The organism is Mucilaginibacter sp. UYP27 (genome assembly GCF_040547175.1).
Taxonomy (GTDB): Bacteria; Bacteroidota; Bacteroidia; order Sphingobacteriales; family Sphingobacteriaceae; genus Mucilaginibacter.
Genome location: NZ_JBEPPE010000001.1, coordinates 1,320,448 through 1,339,028 on the forward strand (window position 1 = coordinate 1,320,448; position 18,581 = coordinate 1,339,028).

The 18,581-nt window shown below is 41.3% G+C and carries 13 protein-coding genes; 6 read left to right on the top strand and 7 right to left on the bottom strand.

Annotation, left to right across the window (positions count from 1 at the left end; genetic code table 11):
• Window positions 1-4: 4 nt before the first annotated feature.
• A complete protein-coding gene (locus ABIB39_RS05870; RefSeq protein ID WP_354428137.1) occupies window positions 5-2,479 on the bottom strand; it encodes an SLBB domain-containing protein in 2,475 nt (824 codons plus the stop codon).
• 596 nt (window positions 2,480-3,075) lie between these two features.
• Here ABIB39_RS05870 and ABIB39_RS05875 point away from each other — a divergent pair.
• The 4 genes from ABIB39_RS05875 (at window position 3,076) to ABIB39_RS05890 (ending at window position 6,808) form a co-directional block, all read left to right on the top strand.
• A complete protein-coding gene (locus tag ABIB39_RS05875; protein ID WP_354428138.1) occupies window positions 3,076-4,188 on the top strand; it encodes an MBOAT family O-acyltransferase in 1,113 nt (370 codons plus the stop codon).
• A 20-nt stretch (window positions 4,189-4,208) separates the two neighbouring features.
• Entirely contained in the window at window positions 4,209-4,838 is a 630-nt protein-coding gene (locus ABIB39_RS05880) for a hypothetical protein (RefSeq protein WP_354428139.1), read from the top strand.
• A complete protein-coding gene (locus ABIB39_RS05885; protein ID WP_354428141.1) occupies window positions 4,805-5,353 on the top strand; it encodes an SGNH/GDSL hydrolase family protein in 549 nt (182 codons plus the stop codon). The genes ABIB39_RS05880 and ABIB39_RS05885 overlap by 34 nt, the downstream gene beginning before the upstream one ends.
• 111 nt (window positions 5,354-5,464) lie before the next feature.
• Window positions 5,465-6,808 carry a hypothetical protein gene (locus tag ABIB39_RS05890; protein WP_354428143.1) on the top strand — a complete coding sequence of 448 codons (1,344 nt, stop codon included), beginning with the start codon at window positions 5,465-5,467 and terminating at the stop codon, window positions 6,806-6,808.
• A 317-nt stretch (window positions 6,809-7,125) separates the two neighbouring features.
• Here ABIB39_RS05890 and ABIB39_RS05895 read toward each other — a convergent pair whose 3' ends face one another.
• From ABIB39_RS05895 to ABIB39_RS05920, 6 genes are all read right to left on the bottom strand, one after another.
• Window positions 7,126-7,665 carry a protein-tyrosine phosphatase family protein gene (locus tag ABIB39_RS05895; protein WP_354428144.1) on the bottom strand — a complete coding sequence of 180 codons (540 nt, stop codon included), beginning with the start codon at window positions 7,663-7,665 and terminating at the stop codon, window positions 7,126-7,128.
• 3 nt (window positions 7,666-7,668) lie between these two features.
• Window positions 7,669-8,556 (bottom strand): diacylglycerol/lipid kinase family protein, encoded by an 888-nt coding sequence (locus tag ABIB39_RS05900; RefSeq protein WP_354428146.1) that lies wholly within the window; start codon window positions 8,554-8,556, stop codon window positions 7,669-7,671.
• 224 nt (window positions 8,557-8,780) lie between these two features.
• The gene (locus tag ABIB39_RS05905; RefSeq protein WP_354428148.1) at window positions 8,781-9,857 is read right to left on the bottom strand and encodes a phosphatidylinositol-specific phospholipase C1-like protein; all 1,077 of its coding nucleotides are present in this window, start codon (window positions 9,855-9,857) and stop codon (window positions 8,781-8,783) included.
• A 63-nt stretch (window positions 9,858-9,920) separates the two neighbouring features.
• Complete coding sequence (locus tag ABIB39_RS05910; RefSeq protein ID WP_354428149.1) at window positions 9,921-11,507, bottom strand: RagB/SusD family nutrient uptake outer membrane protein; 1,587 nt, start codon at window positions 11,505-11,507, stop codon at window positions 9,921-9,923.
• Between the two features lie 23 nt (window positions 11,508-11,530).
• Window positions 11,531-14,533, bottom strand: coding sequence for a SusC/RagA family TonB-linked outer membrane protein (locus ABIB39_RS05915; protein ID WP_354428151.1), 3,003 nt, complete (start codon window positions 14,531-14,533; stop codon window positions 11,531-11,533).
• A 253-nt stretch (window positions 14,534-14,786) separates the two neighbouring features.
• Window positions 14,787-17,507: an alkaline phosphatase family protein gene (locus tag ABIB39_RS05920; RefSeq protein WP_354428153.1), complete on the bottom strand. Its 2,721-nt coding sequence runs from the start codon at window positions 17,505-17,507 to the stop codon at window positions 14,787-14,789.
• Window positions 17,508-18,145: 638 nt separating this feature from the next.
• On the opposite strand from ABIB39_RS05920, the gene ABIB39_RS05925 reads away from it, so the two are divergent.
• Both ABIB39_RS05925 and ABIB39_RS05930 read left to right on the top strand, forming a co-directional pair.
• Complete coding sequence (locus ABIB39_RS05925) at window positions 18,146-18,445, top strand: DUF1003 domain-containing protein (protein WP_354428154.1); 300 nt, start codon at window positions 18,146-18,148, stop codon at window positions 18,443-18,445.
• Complete coding sequence (locus ABIB39_RS05930) at window positions 18,420-18,581, top strand: hypothetical protein (protein WP_354428156.1); 162 nt, start codon at window positions 18,420-18,422, stop codon at window positions 18,579-18,581. The genes ABIB39_RS05925 and ABIB39_RS05930 overlap by 26 nt, the downstream gene beginning before the upstream one ends.

The following is an 18,581-nucleotide window of genomic DNA, read 5'->3' on the forward strand; positions in this document are numbered from 1 at the left end:
ATCGCTATCTGCGTAAACTTAATATGCCCAAAATTACAGCGCCTAATGAAGCCAGCCCTGTTGATAACCCTAAGATTGTTTGCAACGAACTACCTCTGCTCTCAGGTTTTTTTGGCACAAATATCTCGCTGCCGGGCTTTACTTCGGGGTGGTTGTTGAAAAATAAAAATTTGCGAGTGCCTTTTACTGTACCGTTAGGATACACAACGTACGCAGCACGCTTTAAAGCTTGTGGTGCATACCCTCCAGCATTAGAAACAAAATCATTAAACGATTTTGACTTATCATAAACAACCGCGCTTGGGTATAACACTTGGCCATTAACACGCACCACTTGCTGTTGTTTTGGGATTCTCAATACGTCGCCATCTTCTAATAAAAGGTCTCCGTTCGAGCCGGGTTTTTTAAGAATCTTATCAAGTTCTATCCCTACATAATTATTGCGCTGCTGATTATCTTCGGTATTGGTAGAGTCGCGATATGTTCTTTTTAACCGATTGTTTTGGTTGGTACGTTCAAATTCAATTGCTATGGTATCAGATTTATTTTTATCAATACCCAGGATCGCAATGTTCTCTCTTTTCAAAGAGCCACCTGTAGCATCGGCAGAGGCAGTGAGCCCGCCTGCTCTTGCTACCAGATCCGATACTTTTTCGTTTTTATTTTTTATGGTATAGCTACCCGGATACAATACCTCACCCTCTACTTTAACAGTTTTTTGTTTTTCATAACCAGGCAGGTTGTAAACAGAAACAATATCGAATGGGGACAATACAAAATTCGCATCCGCGGGCTTAAGCGCGCCATCAATATTTACACTAAACACTTGCGCAACCGAGCTGTTTTTTGAATTAGGATCGGCATCAGATATACGGCGTGCCACCTCAACTCGGTTAGTGCTGGCTCCTTCTGTAAAACCGCCTGCTTTTAAAATCAGATCCTCTACCTTCATGTTTGCGGCAAAAGCGAATTTCCCCGGCCTGCGTACATTCCCGTTGATCGTAACAACGTATTTATCCCGCAGATCAAAAATGGAAGATATGTTTACCACATCTTCGCGCTGCAACGGGATATTAATTTTTTTATTGATCACATCACGTACGTTAAAGCTAATTATCTCGGTACTATTGTCTGGTTTCAAGCGGGTTATTACGCCACGTTCGGTAAATGCGTCTTCTTTTAACCCGGCAGCGTTTGTTATTAATTGCAGCAGGGTCAATCCGTCTTGCAATTCGTAAATGCCGGGTCTGAAAACCGCGCCATCAATAACCACTCTGTTTGAAAACCTATTTAAAATAGGCTCCACAATATATTTGTCTCCCCGTAAGGGCATGTAATTTTTATAGTCGGCTTCAACAACATCCGTTATTTTACGTTGCTGGTCACTTATTTGCGAAACCTTGATACGTGCGGTGTAAGCGCTGTCTGTAAATCCACCGGCGAATGCAATCACATTGTCCAAGGATTCGCCAGGTAAAACCTCAAATAAAGCCGGGATTTTTATTTCACCAGAAAACTCTACCCTTGTGCGGTAAGTTGGCACACGCACAATATCCTGGTCCTGAAGTGTGATGTTATTTTTTTGATCAGCTTTCAAAATAAAATCGTACACATCAAGGTGTCGGATGATACGATTATTTCTGATGATCTCTATCTGTCTTAAACTGCCGTTTTCATTAGGGCCGCCTGCAGCATATAAGGCATTAAAAACACTTGCTAAAGACGGTAAGGTATAGGTGCCGGGTTTTACAACTTGCCCAATCATAATAACCTGTATGCTCCGAATATTTCCGAGGGTTACCTGTACGGTTGTTCCCTTATCAACTGAATAATTATTGGCCGCAAGTTTATTTTTTATGGATGCTGTAGCCTGTTCAATAGTTTTACCGCCAACGTTTAAAACACCGGCACCAGGTATGTTGATATTTCCTTCCGGGCTAACCTCCAGTTTCCAATTTACCAGCGAGCGCCCATAAACATTTATATTTAATTGGTCGCTTGGCCCCAAGATATAATTTACAGGTGTAGCCAACTTTAAGTTGGGCTGAAACGTACTGTTCTTATTTTTGAAAATATCTGCACCAAATATTTTAGGTTTTAACTTCTCTGACAAATCTTTTCGGTTTCCTGTATTATCCTCTAAACTATCCGGCTGATAATTTAAACGCCTTTGAGTGAAGCCAGTGGTATCGCTGTTATTTGAACCCCGGCCGATGTTATTATCCCTGAAGGCTTTGATGCGCGCCTGTAATTTTTGTACCTGGCCTTCTGACAGGCCCTTTGCCTGTGCTTGCTGTAGTATATCCGCATCGCTTAAGCCGGCTTTAGAAGCCTGTTGCAATATTTGGTTAATCTGCTGGTCTGAAAGATTATCTACATTAACAGATGAGATGTTTTGCAAACTACTTTGTGCGTGAGCTTTTGAAAATATTCCGCAAGAAATATATAGAGCAAATAAAAGTACTAAAAGTCTATTCATGGATTGGAGGGTATCATGCTCAAACAAACTTTAGTTAAAGGTTGTTTTGTGCAAAAGTAAATCAATTTATCTCTATAATTAGGGTGTCAATTTTTTTAATTGGAAAATACATCGTGAACCAAATAATAGTTTACTACGGCCTGTTGTCCGTTTCAATCAATAAGTTATTTTCATAATGTGATACAACGTTACGCCGCAATAAATTTATTAACTTATATGATAATAGTTTAATATTTATTCCTTAATTATCTCTATTTTAGAACGAATATTACCAATCCACAATAAAGTTGAGTTTTAATTCTTTCGAATACCTTGTATTTTTAATCACCGTATTCCTTCTTTACTGGAGTTTTCAAAAAAACATCAGGGTTCAAAATTTTCTATTATTAGGATTTAATTATTTTTTTTACGGTTGGTTCAATTACTTGTTTTTGTTTCTAATCATCGGTTGCTCACTGATAGATTATTTTTTGAGTTTCAAGATTTACAAGGCGCGCCGGTATAAGTCTTGGTTTCTGGGGGCAAGTTTATTCCTCAATTTGGGCATACTTTTTTTTTTCAAGTATTGTAATTTTTTTATTCAAAGCACTGTACAAATGCTCGGCTTTTTTCATGTAAAGGCAGATATACAACTCCTTCAAATTATTCAACCCATTGGGATCAGTTTTTTTACTTTTCAAACACTGGGTTACAACATTGATGTTTACAAAAGAAAAATTAAGCCTGAAAAGGACATCGTCGCTTTTCTGAATTTCACCAGTTTTTTCCCACAAATATTTGCCGGCCCCATTGAACGGGGCGATCATCTTATTCCCCAATTTTTAACGGGTCGTAAGTTCAATTATCAACTCGCAACTGACGGTGTAAGGCAGATTACCTACGGACTTTTTAAAAAAATGGTTATAGCAGACCGTTTGGCGCCTAAAGTAAACTTTGCTTTTATGAACTACAACGCTTTATCATCTTTAGAATTGCTGTTGGGGGCGATGTATTTTTATATTCAGATCTATTGCGATTTTTCAGGATATTCTGATATTGCTATAGGCACTGGTAAATTATTGGGATTTAACTTAAGTACGAATTTTAAAACGCCATTTTTTGCTAAAACTTCACGCGAGGCATGGTCAAGGTGGAACATAACTTTAACCGCTTGGTTTAGGGATTATGTTTACATGCCATTACTTTATAAAAATCGTAAAAGTACAATTTGGCGCATTTTCTGCACCCTTTTGCTGCTTGTGCTTATTGGTTTGTGGCATGGCGCTAATTTTACATTTATAACATTTGGTTTTTTAAATGGGTTATACTTTGTACCACACATTCTGTCTAAAAAAAATCCGGCTTTAAAAAAACTATTCAAAAAGTTGAAAAATAGCCGGTTCTGGTCTGCAATATCTATCGCATTTGTGTTTGTGGTAGCATCTGTTACAACCGTTTTTTTTAGATCTCCAGACATACCTTCGGCTTTAGGATACCTGAACAGAATGTTCCAGTTTGAATTTATATTGCCAACAATGGTTTTGCTTAAAGTTCTCCCTTTATTAACCTTATTTTTCATCTGGGAATGGTTTCAACAAGAAAATGAATACCAATTTGATATACATCATTACTCACCCTGGTTTAAGGTGCCACTTTATTATATCCTGTTATTTATGATATTAATAACGGGGCTTTTTATCGATCCATCCTTTATATATTTTAATTTTTGATGAAGCGGTTTATAAAAAAGGTGCTTGTTTATCTGTTGCCCGTATGGCTCTACTTTGGCGTATGCGAATACCTGCTTTACTTAAATAAGGAGACTACGCCGATCAATCATGTTATTGATAACCAAATAAGTAGCAAACAAGAATTGTACTACATGAGGGCGTTTTTTGATAATTCGCCGACAATGTATAAGTTGGGGATGATGAAACGAACCTCTCCGGATATCCTTGTTTTAGGGCAATCTATCGTATTGCAATTTCGGAAAGAAATGTTTCATCCTTATCAATCAGTATTTTACAATATGGGGTATGCCATAAATAATGCCTATGATCTTCAGAGCGTTGTGACCCAGATTCAAGAAAAACGCTTACATAAACCTAAACTTGTGATTTTAGGGCTCGACCTTTCCCTTGTAAAAAAAACGAACACCAACTACCACGTGAACATGATTGATGATCCGCATCCCGATGAGATATATAAGCAAAATTTCATGCCGCCGCATCTCAATTACTCGTTAAAACTATTTATAGCTATAGCAAAATTTCATCGGCTACTTCCGTTGATTTGGGTTTGGGTTTTTGGGGCAAACGGGGTTCAGGGTATCGGAGAGATGGCAGTATGCATTATGCCGAAGACATTGCCAAGTACCTGAAAGACCCTAAATTTAGAGACCCGGGGGGGTATAAAGATCTGCTCAAAAACAAAGATTATATATTTACTTATCCTTACACGCTTGACCAAGAACTAATAGTAAAAGTTTTTGCCTGCTTAAATGAGCTAAGAGCTATGGGTATCCAGGTTGTGGTGTTTATTCCGCCGATATCTGATGACTTTTATGATTACTTTACAAAAGTGAAAGATTTCAACAAGTTCTTTAAAAATTATTTAGATCTGCAGGACTCTTTAAAAGCGCGTAAATTTGACTTCATTCCTTTCACCACACCTCGAAGAGCGGGCCTCAGCGACAATTATATGCTTGATGGGATACATCCCGGGGAAGTGTTTGTTGGAAAACTATGGTACAATTACCTAAGATCGAAACCCTTGTCCGGAGTTTTAAAAAAAATAGACACGTGTTATCTTAAAAACATGATTGGCGCAAAAAGAACAATTCCTTTGTCTTTAATGATTGATACAATGGTTTTCAAAAACCATAAGCGGTTGTAAATAATATATTAAAAACACCTCACTATTCAGCATGTCCCTCTTTTTTTATTAATTTGTAATCTTGGCTATGAATGCCACAATCAGTTTAATTAGAAATTTGAATAGTCGTATATGACAAAGCTATTGGGGCCGGTGTTTTACAGGTCAGAACTTTGGATCGTTTTGCTTTGTACGGTGTGCCTTCAGTTGCCCGATTTAAAGATAGCGGGGCTGCAACTGGCAGAAATTATAATGCTTGCGTTATTCCCGTTTTTTCTTAAAAAAAATTTAAAAAGTAAAACTACAATATATTTTATATTATACTATGTAGCTTTTTTTTTAAAGACTTTGATATTCAATTATTTCACTGATTTTTACATCAACGATCAGGAACTAACTTTTATCAAGCATCCAGGTTTTATAAGCCTGGCCAGGCTTATAGAAATGTTTGCCTGCGTTACTTTTTGTGGCTTTATCGCAAGCGTGTTTTCCAACGCGAAAGATCCGTATAATTTGCTCAAGACAGTCTTGTTTGTACAAATGTTTATTATGGGGACTATATTTATCAGTGTTTATCTACTGTATGCTGCACGTTTGCTATCTACAACAGATTACGAAAACCTGATTGTGTATGATGCCAGTCAGGGCGACGGAATTTATCGTTTAAAAGGCTTTTTTGTAGAGGGGGGGCCTTTCGGGCTTTTCTATGCGTTTCTGTTTACAATTTGTATCGCTTTTTATAAAAAATTAAATTTAACTCCTTGGTACTTGGTAATCAGTTTGTTATTGATAATATTGGCGCAGTCTAAAGCCGGATATATGCTGGTGCTATTAAATGCTGGCGTATTTTTAATAACAAAAGTCAACGCACTTTTCAAAAACTTAGGCGCGAAAATCGTGCTGTCAATACTTATTATTGCGGCATTAACGGCTGGTACTATTTCTGTATTCAAGATATACATCAACAGTTTATCGGAAATAGAACAGCGGGCTGCATTTTTCGGTCCGGGGGAAATAGACCCTAATTTTATGATGGGCAGGATATCAGCAACGGTTATTGTGCCTAATATGCTTAAAAGTAACGTTGTGAAAGGAATAGGTTGGGGGAATTATCCTTTGACACGTAATAACCCTGCTTATAGGGATTTTATGCCAGAAATTCCGGTAAGTATGTGGGACGCGACCGGGTTTGGTGGAATTACGGACATGTTAATTGAAGCCGGGCTGGTCTTTTTTCTGATTTATATAATCCTTTATATTCGGATAAGTAAGCTTATAAGGCAAAACCTACAACAGCCAAATTACCTGATTTTGGCGCTCGTAGGCCCACTATTATTAGGAGTTTCTATTTACTTTTTTTACACATGGTTTTTATTAGGGGTTTTGCTATTTTCTTTTCAGTATAATAATGCGGATTCTTACCAACTTGTAACCTCAGCCAATAAACTTTCTGAAGATGACTTTCCTGCTTTATAACAACTAATAACTTTGTAATAAGAAGGTGTTAAACAGCAGGAACTATGCAAGGTTGATTAATTAACATTTCTACCTCAACTTTCCCAAGGTCAATAGCACTAATATTTGAGAATAATATTAGTCAACTACTATCTGCCCAACTTTCTTAAACACATAAACTGGACAGTACCGGCCAACTGAACTTTAAAAAGCACTGTTGGTTAATTTAATAAATAATCACACAGCGGCAGTTCTATTTCAGGACGCGCAGGTCTCATCGTATATTGAAACAACTATTTGCGAAATTGCACCCGAATATGGTAACCTCTCGTTCTGATTTATTTATTTCCTTTAATGTAATATGCTTCCAGCTCTTTTAGCCGCTTTAACTGGCTCGGTCTCGGATTAATGAAGGGACGGGCTTTCCGGATTAAGACCAAGGCATCTTCAACAGTCAGGCCGCTTTTTAACAGATAAGCAACCGTCATGGTTGGACCGCGCCCCAGTCCCTGGCGACAGTGGATATAAACCTTGCCGCCTTTTTTAATTTCGGTATCAGCAAAGTCAGCACCCCGGATTAATGTATTTAGCGGCGGAGGGGTGTTGTCTGGTGTAGGCAGGTGCAGGTAATGGAAACCTTCATATTGGGCTTCGGTATATACTGAATGCATCCGCATATTGATAATGGCTGTAATACCCAGCGCTTTCATTTTTCGCAAACCCACTCGATTATATTGACTACCTAAAAACAAATTAGCTGTTATCTCGCAGCGTTTCAGTCGGGGCATCCCGAATATTACCCGGTAGGTATTATCATAACTATACTGTAGGAAAAGCGAGCTTAATTTCAACAAGCTTTTGATTTTAGTTAGTACCATGGTTCATTTCGTTTTGGCAGGTACCAGCATCCGGATTGAGCCTGGCGCAATCTCCAGTTTAAGCGTTTTCGCAAATTTTTCGGTGTCATCACAAATATAGGATTGTTCTTTAGGCATCTTGATCACCACTTTTTTGGCTTTCCAATGCTGTATGGCATCGGTTTCCTGTTGCATTAGGGCACTGCCAGCTATTTTTAAAACGGAGGAAAAGTTATTTTCTTTCATCAGAATTACGTCTAAAAATCCGTCGGTTATACTAATCCCGGGCTGTAATGCAAAATTACCGATCCCTATATTTCCGGAATTGGTTACAGTTAAAGAAACGCCGGTTGCTGAGATTTTTTCGCCGTCGATATCGAGCTCATAGTTAATGCTTTTCGCCTCGATCAAAGTTTTTACTGCCGTTACACCGTAAGCCAGTTGACCAATGCTATCCTTTAAGTCTCGGTCGGCGCTGGTCACCATGGCTGCCATAATTCCCATGTTAATCCGAAGAAGGAACGGCGTTCCGTTCACCAGTCCCATATCCACTGCAATGATGCGATGTTTTCCTTTACCCAGCAAAGCTAATGCTTCAACAGTATCCAGGGGAATGTCAAGTTCTTTAGCCATTACATTTGCGGTCCCTCCGGGTATAATAGCTATGGGCAAGTTGCTTCCAAGCAACGCCGATGCCACGGATGTTACGCAGCCATCGCCGCCATAAACCGCTACGAGATCCGTTTTACCGATCAGCTTCCGGGCAAGTTCACCGGCATTAAGGTTTTTTTTAGTGACCGAAATATCCCAGTCGACTTGAGCCCCAGCCATCGCTTTGTTTATATATGACAAAATGGGCTCTTCCTTACCGCTTGCCGGATTAATGATAAAATGAATATGTTTCAACTTCAACGTTTGCTATGTATTTACTTACGCAACAGGTGTGTGACAGATAAGTTTAACCAAGTTCTTAAATTCATTGAATGGTAATGTTAAATTAATTTTTTACCCCCCTTTTTAATTATTTGGTGCAGATAATTGGAGCCGAGCCTTCATTATTCATTCGTGGAAACATAAATAGGGGGCAGCACCGATGCCTGCCCCCTATTTATGGGTAGATATTGACCACTATTAATTTATTTACTGCCGGCAAACAACGGGTTCTTCCTAAAGTAGCTTCCATCAGCAAAGCTGATGATGTAATCAGACTTAAAGTGTGTGCTCTTTTTATAGTAATCGGTAGAGATGATCTGCGCGCCTGATTGCTGAGCTGCTTCAAAACTGCTTTTATCATTAGCCCTTGCTTCCTGGGTATCACTATCGGCGCGGGTACGGATGATGTAGCCTTTTTTCACAAGGTTCTTAATTTGAGCCAGTTGTTTTTTTGCGTCATTCATTACGTAAATGGCGGCCTCCGGTGTACCAGGCTCCGAATTGGTAAAGAAAACCCTTCCTTTAAGTGAAGGATGGCCGCTAATATATATGGCTGTTTTAACAGGCGGCTCGTCCAGCAGGAAAATGAATTTTCCTTTTGCTTGTTTTAAGGTTGGCCACTTTTGGTGTAATACTGCCTGCTCCAATGTTTTGTAGGTACCACGTACATTGTCTGGCCTTAGCACATGATCTATTCCTAAATTATCAGCGATCTCTTTATCCAGCTTATCATAAATGCGCGAATCAAATTTATCAGGAACGGTAAAGCCCGGCTTTTTCATTGCCTCGTCTTTGGCATTCATAGTAATGTAGATAGGTGGATGTTCCGGGTGCGCGTCCGACCACCTTTTGAGTTGTTGCAGGCATTGTTTGAATGTGGCACACTGGCTTCTGAAATCTATATCCTGGATATGAAAAACTTTAAATCCTGGTTGCTTCATAACACCTTCAGTATCAAAAGCAGGTTGGCCGGGCACCCAGTCCAATCCTTTGGGGTGTGCATATTTACCGCCAATGGTGTCGGCATAAACATCTATCTCAAGGTCCAGCAGCCCCAGGTCCAATTGGTCTGTAAGGCTGCTGTGCTCGTAATCGATCTTGCTCATCGCAACAGAATCCCGGCTCTGCAACATTTTAAACAGTCTTGGGTCGATAGCCTTTTTGTAGCTGTTATGAGAGCCGATTAACTGTATATGGTTAATTGGGGTGTCGTCGCCCGGTACGTTGGTGCCGATGAAAGAGCTTGCTGCAATTAGTAATAAACTGAATGTAATTTTCATAAAATTATAAATTTAAAACAGCCCTAATATTATCAAGAGGGGCTGTTTTTATGTACAACTTAATTAATAACCCGGGTTTTGCACCAGGTTAGGGTTTAGTTTTATTTCTTGTGCAGGTATAGGGTAAAGCCTGCGGTTAACATCTTTATTTAAGGTTAATACATCATTAGGCAGCGGATATTCTTTTTCGAACTGGCCAAAACGTATCAGGTCGTTTCTGCGCCACGCCTCCCATGAAAACTCCCGGGCACGTTCATCTAATAAACCGTTCAAGTCTATACCGTTAACACCCGGCGCACCAGCACGTACACGGATCTTGTTTATCAACACATCAGCAGTTTGTAACTCGCCATTAACATTTGTTGCCGGTGCACCGCGCAAAATGGCTTCAGCTTTCATCATCATCACATCAGCCAAACGGAAAACCGGTACATCGTTACCGTTTAAACGGGTAGCCTGGATTATGGTTGGGTCTGGGTAGTATTTTAATGAGCGTACACCTTCGGACTGGCTGGCAATGGTGTTACCCAGGTCCATAGGTTTGCCCGGTACCAGGGTCAACTTAGGCTCTATAAAAATCTGCGTGGTTGTGCTTGGATAATAAACCGGCTGACTGGTAAAGCCACCGTTGCCATCAGGAAAGAATTGGGGGCCTGCTAACCATGTCTTATTTCTAACGTCATTTGGCAGGTTAAACCGTGCATAAAACTCGGGCGTAGTGCTCATGGCAATACTTAAACCAACATTAAAGCCGTAAGCATTAACCAAATAGTAAAAGAAACCAAAACGGGTGAACTGGTTACCGGGAATTTGCTGATCGTAAGGGATAGCGAAGATGGTTTCATTGATCTGCGGACCGTTATTGGGTAAAAATATGTCGCGGTATTTGGTATCCAGGCTATAGTTATTATTTTTTAAAACACTATCAGCCATGGCAACGGTCTCGGTGTATTTGGCAGTACCTGTATAAACCTGCGCGTTCAAATACATTTTTTCTAACAAAGCAAATACAAGCCCTTTGGTTGGGCGGCCATAATACAATGTAGCGTTTGCGTTTGTTTTTGCAGGTAGCAAAGGCAGCACAGCTTTCAATTCGGTCTCTATAAATTCAAATACTTTTGCCCGTGGCTGTGTAGCCGGCTGGGTGGTTACCGGGAACTCGGTAATGATGGGGACGTTACCATACAAGTCCATCATAAAATACATGTATAAGGCACGCATGGCTTTAACCTCGGCAACAGAGGCAGCTTTTTTTGCATCTGATGACGGGCTGGCGTTAATTACACTAATAATACGGTTACAAGTATTTACACCACCAAAACCCCACTGCCAAATGGCGGTAACGTTTGGATGATCAAACGTCCAACTGTGGTAGTGTAACTGGCGGTACTGGCCACCATCGTCAAAATTACCGTCACGGGCCGGCAGGATAGCCTCGTCTGTAGAAAGCTCCTGCATGCGCCAGTAAGGCACGGCAAATTGTGAAGATAGGTTAGAATATATAGTACCTATCAAAGCGTTATAATCTGCATCTGTTACCGGGAAGTTTGATTTTACGTACTGCGATTCTACAGGTACATCTAATTTGGTGCACGAGTAGCTGCTAACCAGCATAGCTACCGTGGCAAATAATATGAATATCTTTTTCATCTGTATAGAGTTATTGGATGTTATTAAAATGTAGCGGTTATACCTGCGCTGAACGTGCGGGTTTTAGGGTAAAAGTCGCGGTTATCAATACCCGGAGTTAAACCGCCGATGTTGATCTCCGGATCTACACCGCGGTATTTGGTGATAATAAAGATGTTGTTGCCTGAAAGATACAAACGGATGCTTTTAACACCTTTAAATGTTGGCCTAATGGTGTAGCCTAAAGTGGCATTATCTAAACGCAGGTATGAGCCGCTTTCCAGAAAACGGTCCGATACCAGGTAGCCGTTAACATCCTTAAACGATTCGCCTAAAGTAAATCTTGGGATGTTTTGGAATTTTGAATCGGCCGGGTTATTTAGTGCTGCAAGGGTAGCATTCAGGATCTGGTTTCCGTAAACACCGCGTATCAGGAAGTTGAAATCAAAGTTTTTGTAGTTGAAGCTGTTGCTCCAGCCGTATATTAATTTAGGCTGAGCGCTGCCGGTGATTCGCTGATCTGTAGTTAACGGCTGGCTGGAGGTTGTTGTGCCATCGGCCTTTTGGTACGTACTTACGCCATTTGCATCTTTGCCAAGATAGTGCCACAGATTATAAGTGCCTATAGCGTACCCCGGTTGAATAACCTGGCTGCTAAGGAACGACTGGCCTTTACCGCCAAGTTGCGCGGTAAGAATGTTATTGATGGTAAATTGCGAATTCGACAAGCTTTCCACAATGTTTTTGTTGTGTGATGCATTGATGGATGTGCGCCAGGTAAAGCTGTTTGTTTTTACCGGTACTGCGCTTAATACCACCTCAATCCCGCTATTCTTTATTTTACCCACATTGGCAGTTAACAAAGGCACAAAGTATTGGGTGGTTGATACCGTGTAATTGGTGATCAGGTCGGATGTTTTCTTTACGTAATAATCTACCGAACCGGTTAAACGGTTACCGAATAAACCAAAATCCAAGCCGATGTTGGTAGTAGCTGTGCTCTCCCATTTAAGGTCGGGATTATCGTTACGCACAGGGCCAATAGGGTTGGTAATAACACCATTGCTCAAAAATTTGCCACCACCGGGAGGAATCCCATAGATCAATTGTGCGGTAAAGGCATCAAAACCAAGGCTGTTGCCGGATACACCGTAACCTGCACGCAATTTCAAATCGCTTATGACAGGAAGTTTTTCCATGAATTTTTCGCTGATGATCCTCCAGCCTGCCGAAACGGCAGGGAAGTAACCATGGCGTTGGTTTAAACCGAATGCCGATGAACCATCTTCCCTTAGCGATGCTTGCAATAAGTATTTATCATTATACTGATATTGCGCGCGGCCATAGTAGGATATTAATCTTAAAGTAGAAATATAATTTTGATTAAATGCTATTTGAGAAAGATTGGTTGGATTAGATAAGTACAGGTTGTTATAAGTAAGATTATCATTTGAAAAACTTTGAGTTTGTACACCAAACCCATCGTTAGTACGATCTTGCTGGTAAGAATAACCGCCTAACAGTTTAATAGCGTGCAGGCCAAATTCACGGTCGTAATTTAAGAAAGCCTCCACCACATCGCTGGTGCTTTTGTAGGCCGTACGGTTAGCTACACCCCCTAAGTTTACAGCCAGGCCCGATTTGCTGTTGTAATAAGTATTAACATTATTCTGATCTTTTTGGGTAGACCCGTTTAGCGTAAATTTCAAGCCCTTTAATATATCAACGGAGGCAAAGCCGTTAATTAAGGTTTTATTGTTATCGGTTTTAATAAAGTTGTTATCTATTAATGACAACGGGTTTAAAGTACCGCTGCCTGTACGGGCGAAGTTCTCTTTATAACTGCCATCCGGGTTAAACGGGCTTACAGTTGGAAGATAAAATAAGATACCCGATAAAACCTGGCTTTGGATAATATCATCGCTTTTTGTACCGCTATTGGTAAGGGTGATGCCCAGTTTCAACCTATCGTTAAAGAAACGTTGATTGATATAGCCTTTAAAAATGGTACGCTCCAGGCTGGTGTTTTTAAGTACACCATCATTTTTAAAGTAATTTACACTGGCCCCGTATTCGGCATTGTTGCCTGCGCCGCTGTATGATAGGTTATGGCTTTGTGAATAGCTGGTTTTCTCGGCCAGCTTTTGCCAGTTGGTGTTAGACCCATCATCATCCAGGGGTTTTGCCAAGGGAGCCACGCCATTGTCTGAGAGGTATTTGCGCAATTCGTCGGCGGTTAAAACATCTATATTTTTTGAGATCTTCTCCACCGCGCCATATGCACTGTAAGTAAGCCTGGTTTGGCCGGCGCGAGCTTTGCGCGTTGTAACTATGATTACGCCATTTGCAGCACGCGAGCCGTAAATAGCCGTTGAAGATGCGTCTTTCAATACATCGATACTTTCGATATCAGCAGGCGCAAGCAAATCGATAGAGGCACCGGGCACACCATCAATTACATAGAACGGCGACTGTGCTGCACCTTCGCGCAGCGTGGACGGGCCGCGCAGAATAGTTGTTGGCTGCTTGTTTGGGTCGCCGCTTTTAGTGATATTTAAACCGGCAACTTTACCCTGCAAAAGCTCGGCCGGGGTAGTCAAAACACCGGCGTTAAACTCTTCGGCCTTTATCGAAGTAATAGCACCCGTAACATCCCTTTTACTGGATGTACCGTAACCTATCACTACAACATCTTTAAGTTGCCTTGCATCTGGCAGCAAACTGATGTTTACAGTGTTATCGGCACCAACTTTTATATCCTTTGAAGTATAACCTATGAAGCTAAACCTTAAGGTAACAATGTTGCCAGATACGTTTAGGGCATACTTACCGCTTGCATCGGTCATTACCCCGGTGGTGCTGCCGGTGAGTAATACAGAAACACCCGGAAGGGGCTGGTTTCTTTCGTCGGTCACGGTACCACTTATGGTACGCCCGGTTTGGGCAAATGCAGGCAATACGCTAATGAACATAGCGCAGAGCAACATTACCCATTGCCTTGAATGATAGTTTTTACCATTAATAAAGCGCTGGTAGATTTGTTTCATAAATTAAATGGTTTGGGGTGATGAGTGTTCGATTAAATTAAATGTAAAGTAACTGCCAGGCTATTATCAAATTATCAACTGGTGGTTAGCTTATTAATAACATTTGCAAAGAAGGAAGCAGCTTTTTTTTAAGTGACCCTGCTGGGTTAACATTATTTTAATATCTAATTAAGATTGTATACAGCTGATGGCATAAAGCAAAACAGGCGGCCATTCTCATGCCCGCCTGTTGAAACGTCTGATGCTGCTTAGCTTAGTCGTCAGTATCTTTGCCCGCTAAATTTGCCGGATAAGCTTTTTCCCCTTTTGCGGCAAACCACAGTATTCGATTCATTATATCGTCGTTCCCGCCGTCTATATGATCGTACTCCGGCCGTAAGGATAGTTTGGCATAATGCAGATCAGCCCCTTTTAATTTCACTATACTTGGATTGATCTGGTCTAAGGCAACTTTGTTGGGCACGCTTTTATAAGGTGTTGTAATTTTCCGCTGGTTAAAGCAGTTAAACATAGGGAGCGCGGTTGCATCCATAATGTTCATAGGGGGAATGCCAAGGATTTGTTCAATAGAGCGTAGCATGCTTACCTGGTTGTAATTGGTGCTTACTTTTTGTTGAAAAACGCTGTACGGACTAATAACAAACGCGGTAGTGCGGTATGCGGATACATGGTCCCATCCTGCTTGTGAATCATCTTCGGTTATAAAGATCACCGTATTTTTCCAAAAGCGGCTTTTAGTTACCGCTTCTACTATCCGGCCCACGGCCAGATCATTATCAGCCACCATTGCATTAGGTGTGGGCAGGCCGGGGCGGGTACCCGCGGTATGGTCTGCAGACAAGGCCATTACCATCAATTGTGGCAAAGCATCGCCGGGCTGGTTCTCGTAATCCTTTAGCTCCTTAATAAAGGAAGAAGACCTTACTTGTTCAGGGATACGATGTTCGTCAGATCCGGGAAAATTTTGAGATAGCATGGGCCTAACACGAGATATGGTACTGGTATTTATAAATTTAAGTGGCTTGCCTGCTTTGTAATCGTTATAGATAGAGGTCCAGGTTTGGGTGTTATCCATGTGGGGCTGGCAAGCTTCGCCATAAATGCGAACGGTTTTACCATGGTCAGCGGCGTTATTCCAAATGAAGCCGTTGCTGCCGTATACCAGCGCGTCCTCCTGTACATGCGGATAGCTGCGAAACCAAGCCCTTACGTTCTTCTCCACGTAATCGGTCACCATTCCTGCGTCCGTCCATTGGTGCCCCTCTGCAGAACATTTTCCGGACGCATAATAATTATCTAATAGCAGGTATTTGCGAGCCAGGTTATGCTGGTTTGGTGTGATACTATCTCCATAGATACATAAGGATGCGTTGCCATTGCCCTCCGGCATATCGCCTAGTACCTGGTCATAAGTGCGGTTTTCTTTGATGATGTAAAGCACATGGTTAAAAACCGATGGCTCGCCTATACGCTCGGGCATAGGCTTGGGTGCCACGTTTTTCCGGGGAAGCAATCTGGCTATTTCCTGCCTGAAGGAGAGATTAAGCTCCTTTACCTTTTTTGTATAGGCCTGTAAAGTACTGCCATCAGGGATGCCGATGATTGATACAGTAGCTTGTTGGTGGTGCGAGTTGAAATACGCTACGGGACTGTCGCCCGATTGGTCGCTTCCGCTTAGCTCTTTACTGCTAACGCGTGCACCTTCACCTTCAAGGTTGGTAACAAATAGGTTGTTGCCACCTATCGCCAGTCCGCCCGGATAGGCTTCAGTTGGGATAAAACCTTGAACCCGGCTTGCGCCGGCGCCCTTTGTTGCCGCCTTGCGGCCTAATTTTACAACAGCAACGGCATTATCCATTCCATTGGCAACATACAATATAGTGCCGGCGGCGTTAATAGCCAGCGCGTTTGGCGTATCACCAATAAAACTTTTTTTGCCGGGCATTAGTTTGACAGGTATCGATTCGGTTGGTTGAAGTGTGTTGGTTGATATAACAGACACATCGTCGCTATTACCATTGGCTACGTAAACATGCTGCCCATCGCTGCTCGCGATAATTGCATTGGGATGGAGGCCAACAATTATATGCTTAACAGTGGCGCCTGTTAATGAATTAATCACAGATACTGTGCCCATTGAAGTAGCCCCGGTTTTTGGATCTATATAACTTTTACCATAAGGTATACCGGCGGTTTCTTTTATATCTGTGCCGGTAGGCACCGGGCCTGCCCAATTGGTAACAAAAGCTTTGTCTTTTACAATCACCAGCCCATATGGAGCAACACCTGTAGGTGCCGTGTAAATTGTTGCGTTGGTGGCTAAGTCGGTTTTTACCAATTGATTATTGCCGTTCAATACCACGTAGAGATAATCTTTGCCATTTTCTTGGGTAATGGTTATTTCATTCGGCAGTGCCAGCGGTGCTGGGCTTTTAGGCATAAATACAATGCTGTTGATGATACTTATCTTTTTGCCTTTTAATGCCGCCCGGAAAACAAGTGATCGCGAATTTTTGCCATCAGACAAAGCGGCGCTCCAGAATATATTGGTCTCCCCGTTTATTTGGGCAACCTTTAAACCGGAGTAGGTGCTCATCAGTCCGCGGTATTTGCTGTCAGTATTGTAGGTCCAACGGCTGGCAAGTGTTTTTGTAACAGTGTCTATTATGGCTATACCATACCTGTCTTCTATAGCCAAAAATGTTGTGCCTTCTATCAATTTAACGTCTAAACTGTGATTTTCCTCTTTCGGGTCGCCGAAGCGTACTACTTTGCCCGCAGGATCTATTAACCTGTTATAAGGCATCATTACAGGAAGAAGTTTATTAGTTAATGTGCTATCGTCATATGGGTGATGCATGTTCAGTACATCGTTGTTAATACTGTTGATATTATTTACAGATGATTTGCAAGCTGTTAATAATATTGCTGCAATAATTACCGAGGATACTGTTAAGAATGTTTTATGGCCCATAATTGAGTTACAAATTAACGTAACTAACATGTTGATAAAAAGTTATTAATGTTAATTTATAGTTAGTTGATCACTTTTTATTGAACAATCCGGATTCGTTTAGAAACAAAAACGCCTTAAATGATGCATTTAAGGCGTTTTTGAATTATTATAGGCGAAGAAGGAGGGAGAGCAAAGACGATTATCTTGCGCTCTATAAATCAATGCTTTATTTATCTTAAAGTTACTCACCTCATTAAAGGCGAGAAAATTTTAATTAACACACATTTAAATTTAGCCTTTAAGTGCCTTATCTAAATTCTACCCCTTGCCAGATTCGTTTGGCGAAGCCGCCTTTTGTATTGACAAATACATTATTCCTGCCGTTAACGAAAAAAATAGTGCGGCGATTAATTTTCCTTGGTTGTATCCGGTTCAATAGTGGTATCCCCAGCAACGGTTTTAGCTTTGTCCTCGACCAAAATTTAGCGACAGCCGTGACCTGGGCGAACAAAATTGATATGCATACGCAAAAAAGGTTGTCAGAATAGAGTTTCTTGAAGAATAGACGCTTTCCTGAATGTAGCAAAATTCCGGGATAAAGCTTACTTTAACCGGGAATTAATATCTTATTCTTGAAAAATCGCACTCTTATCATAATGGAACAAAGTAAAACCTGGCATGGCACTCACAATAAAGCTTCTACATACGGGCAACGCCTGGTTGACTCGGTGGCTAACGGCATGGGCTCATGGCGCTTTATTATTATTCAAACTATTATTATCGTCCTTTGGATGGGACTTAATGCGGTCGCTTTTGTGCATCATTGGGGCGTGTACCCGTTTATCCTCTTAAATCTATTATTTTCCACACAGGCAGCCTATGCGGCGCCGATCATTATGATGGCGCAAAACCGCCAGAGCCAGCGCGACCGTGCACAAGCCGAAAAGCGATTATAAGATAAATATCGCAGCGAAAGAGGAGATCGAGGAACTCATGGCCCGGCTCGATAACATCGAACTCAAAAAACTGGACAAGATCATCTCAATACTCGAAGAAATGGAAGAAAATAGAACCAAGGCTTTTGCCAAATAA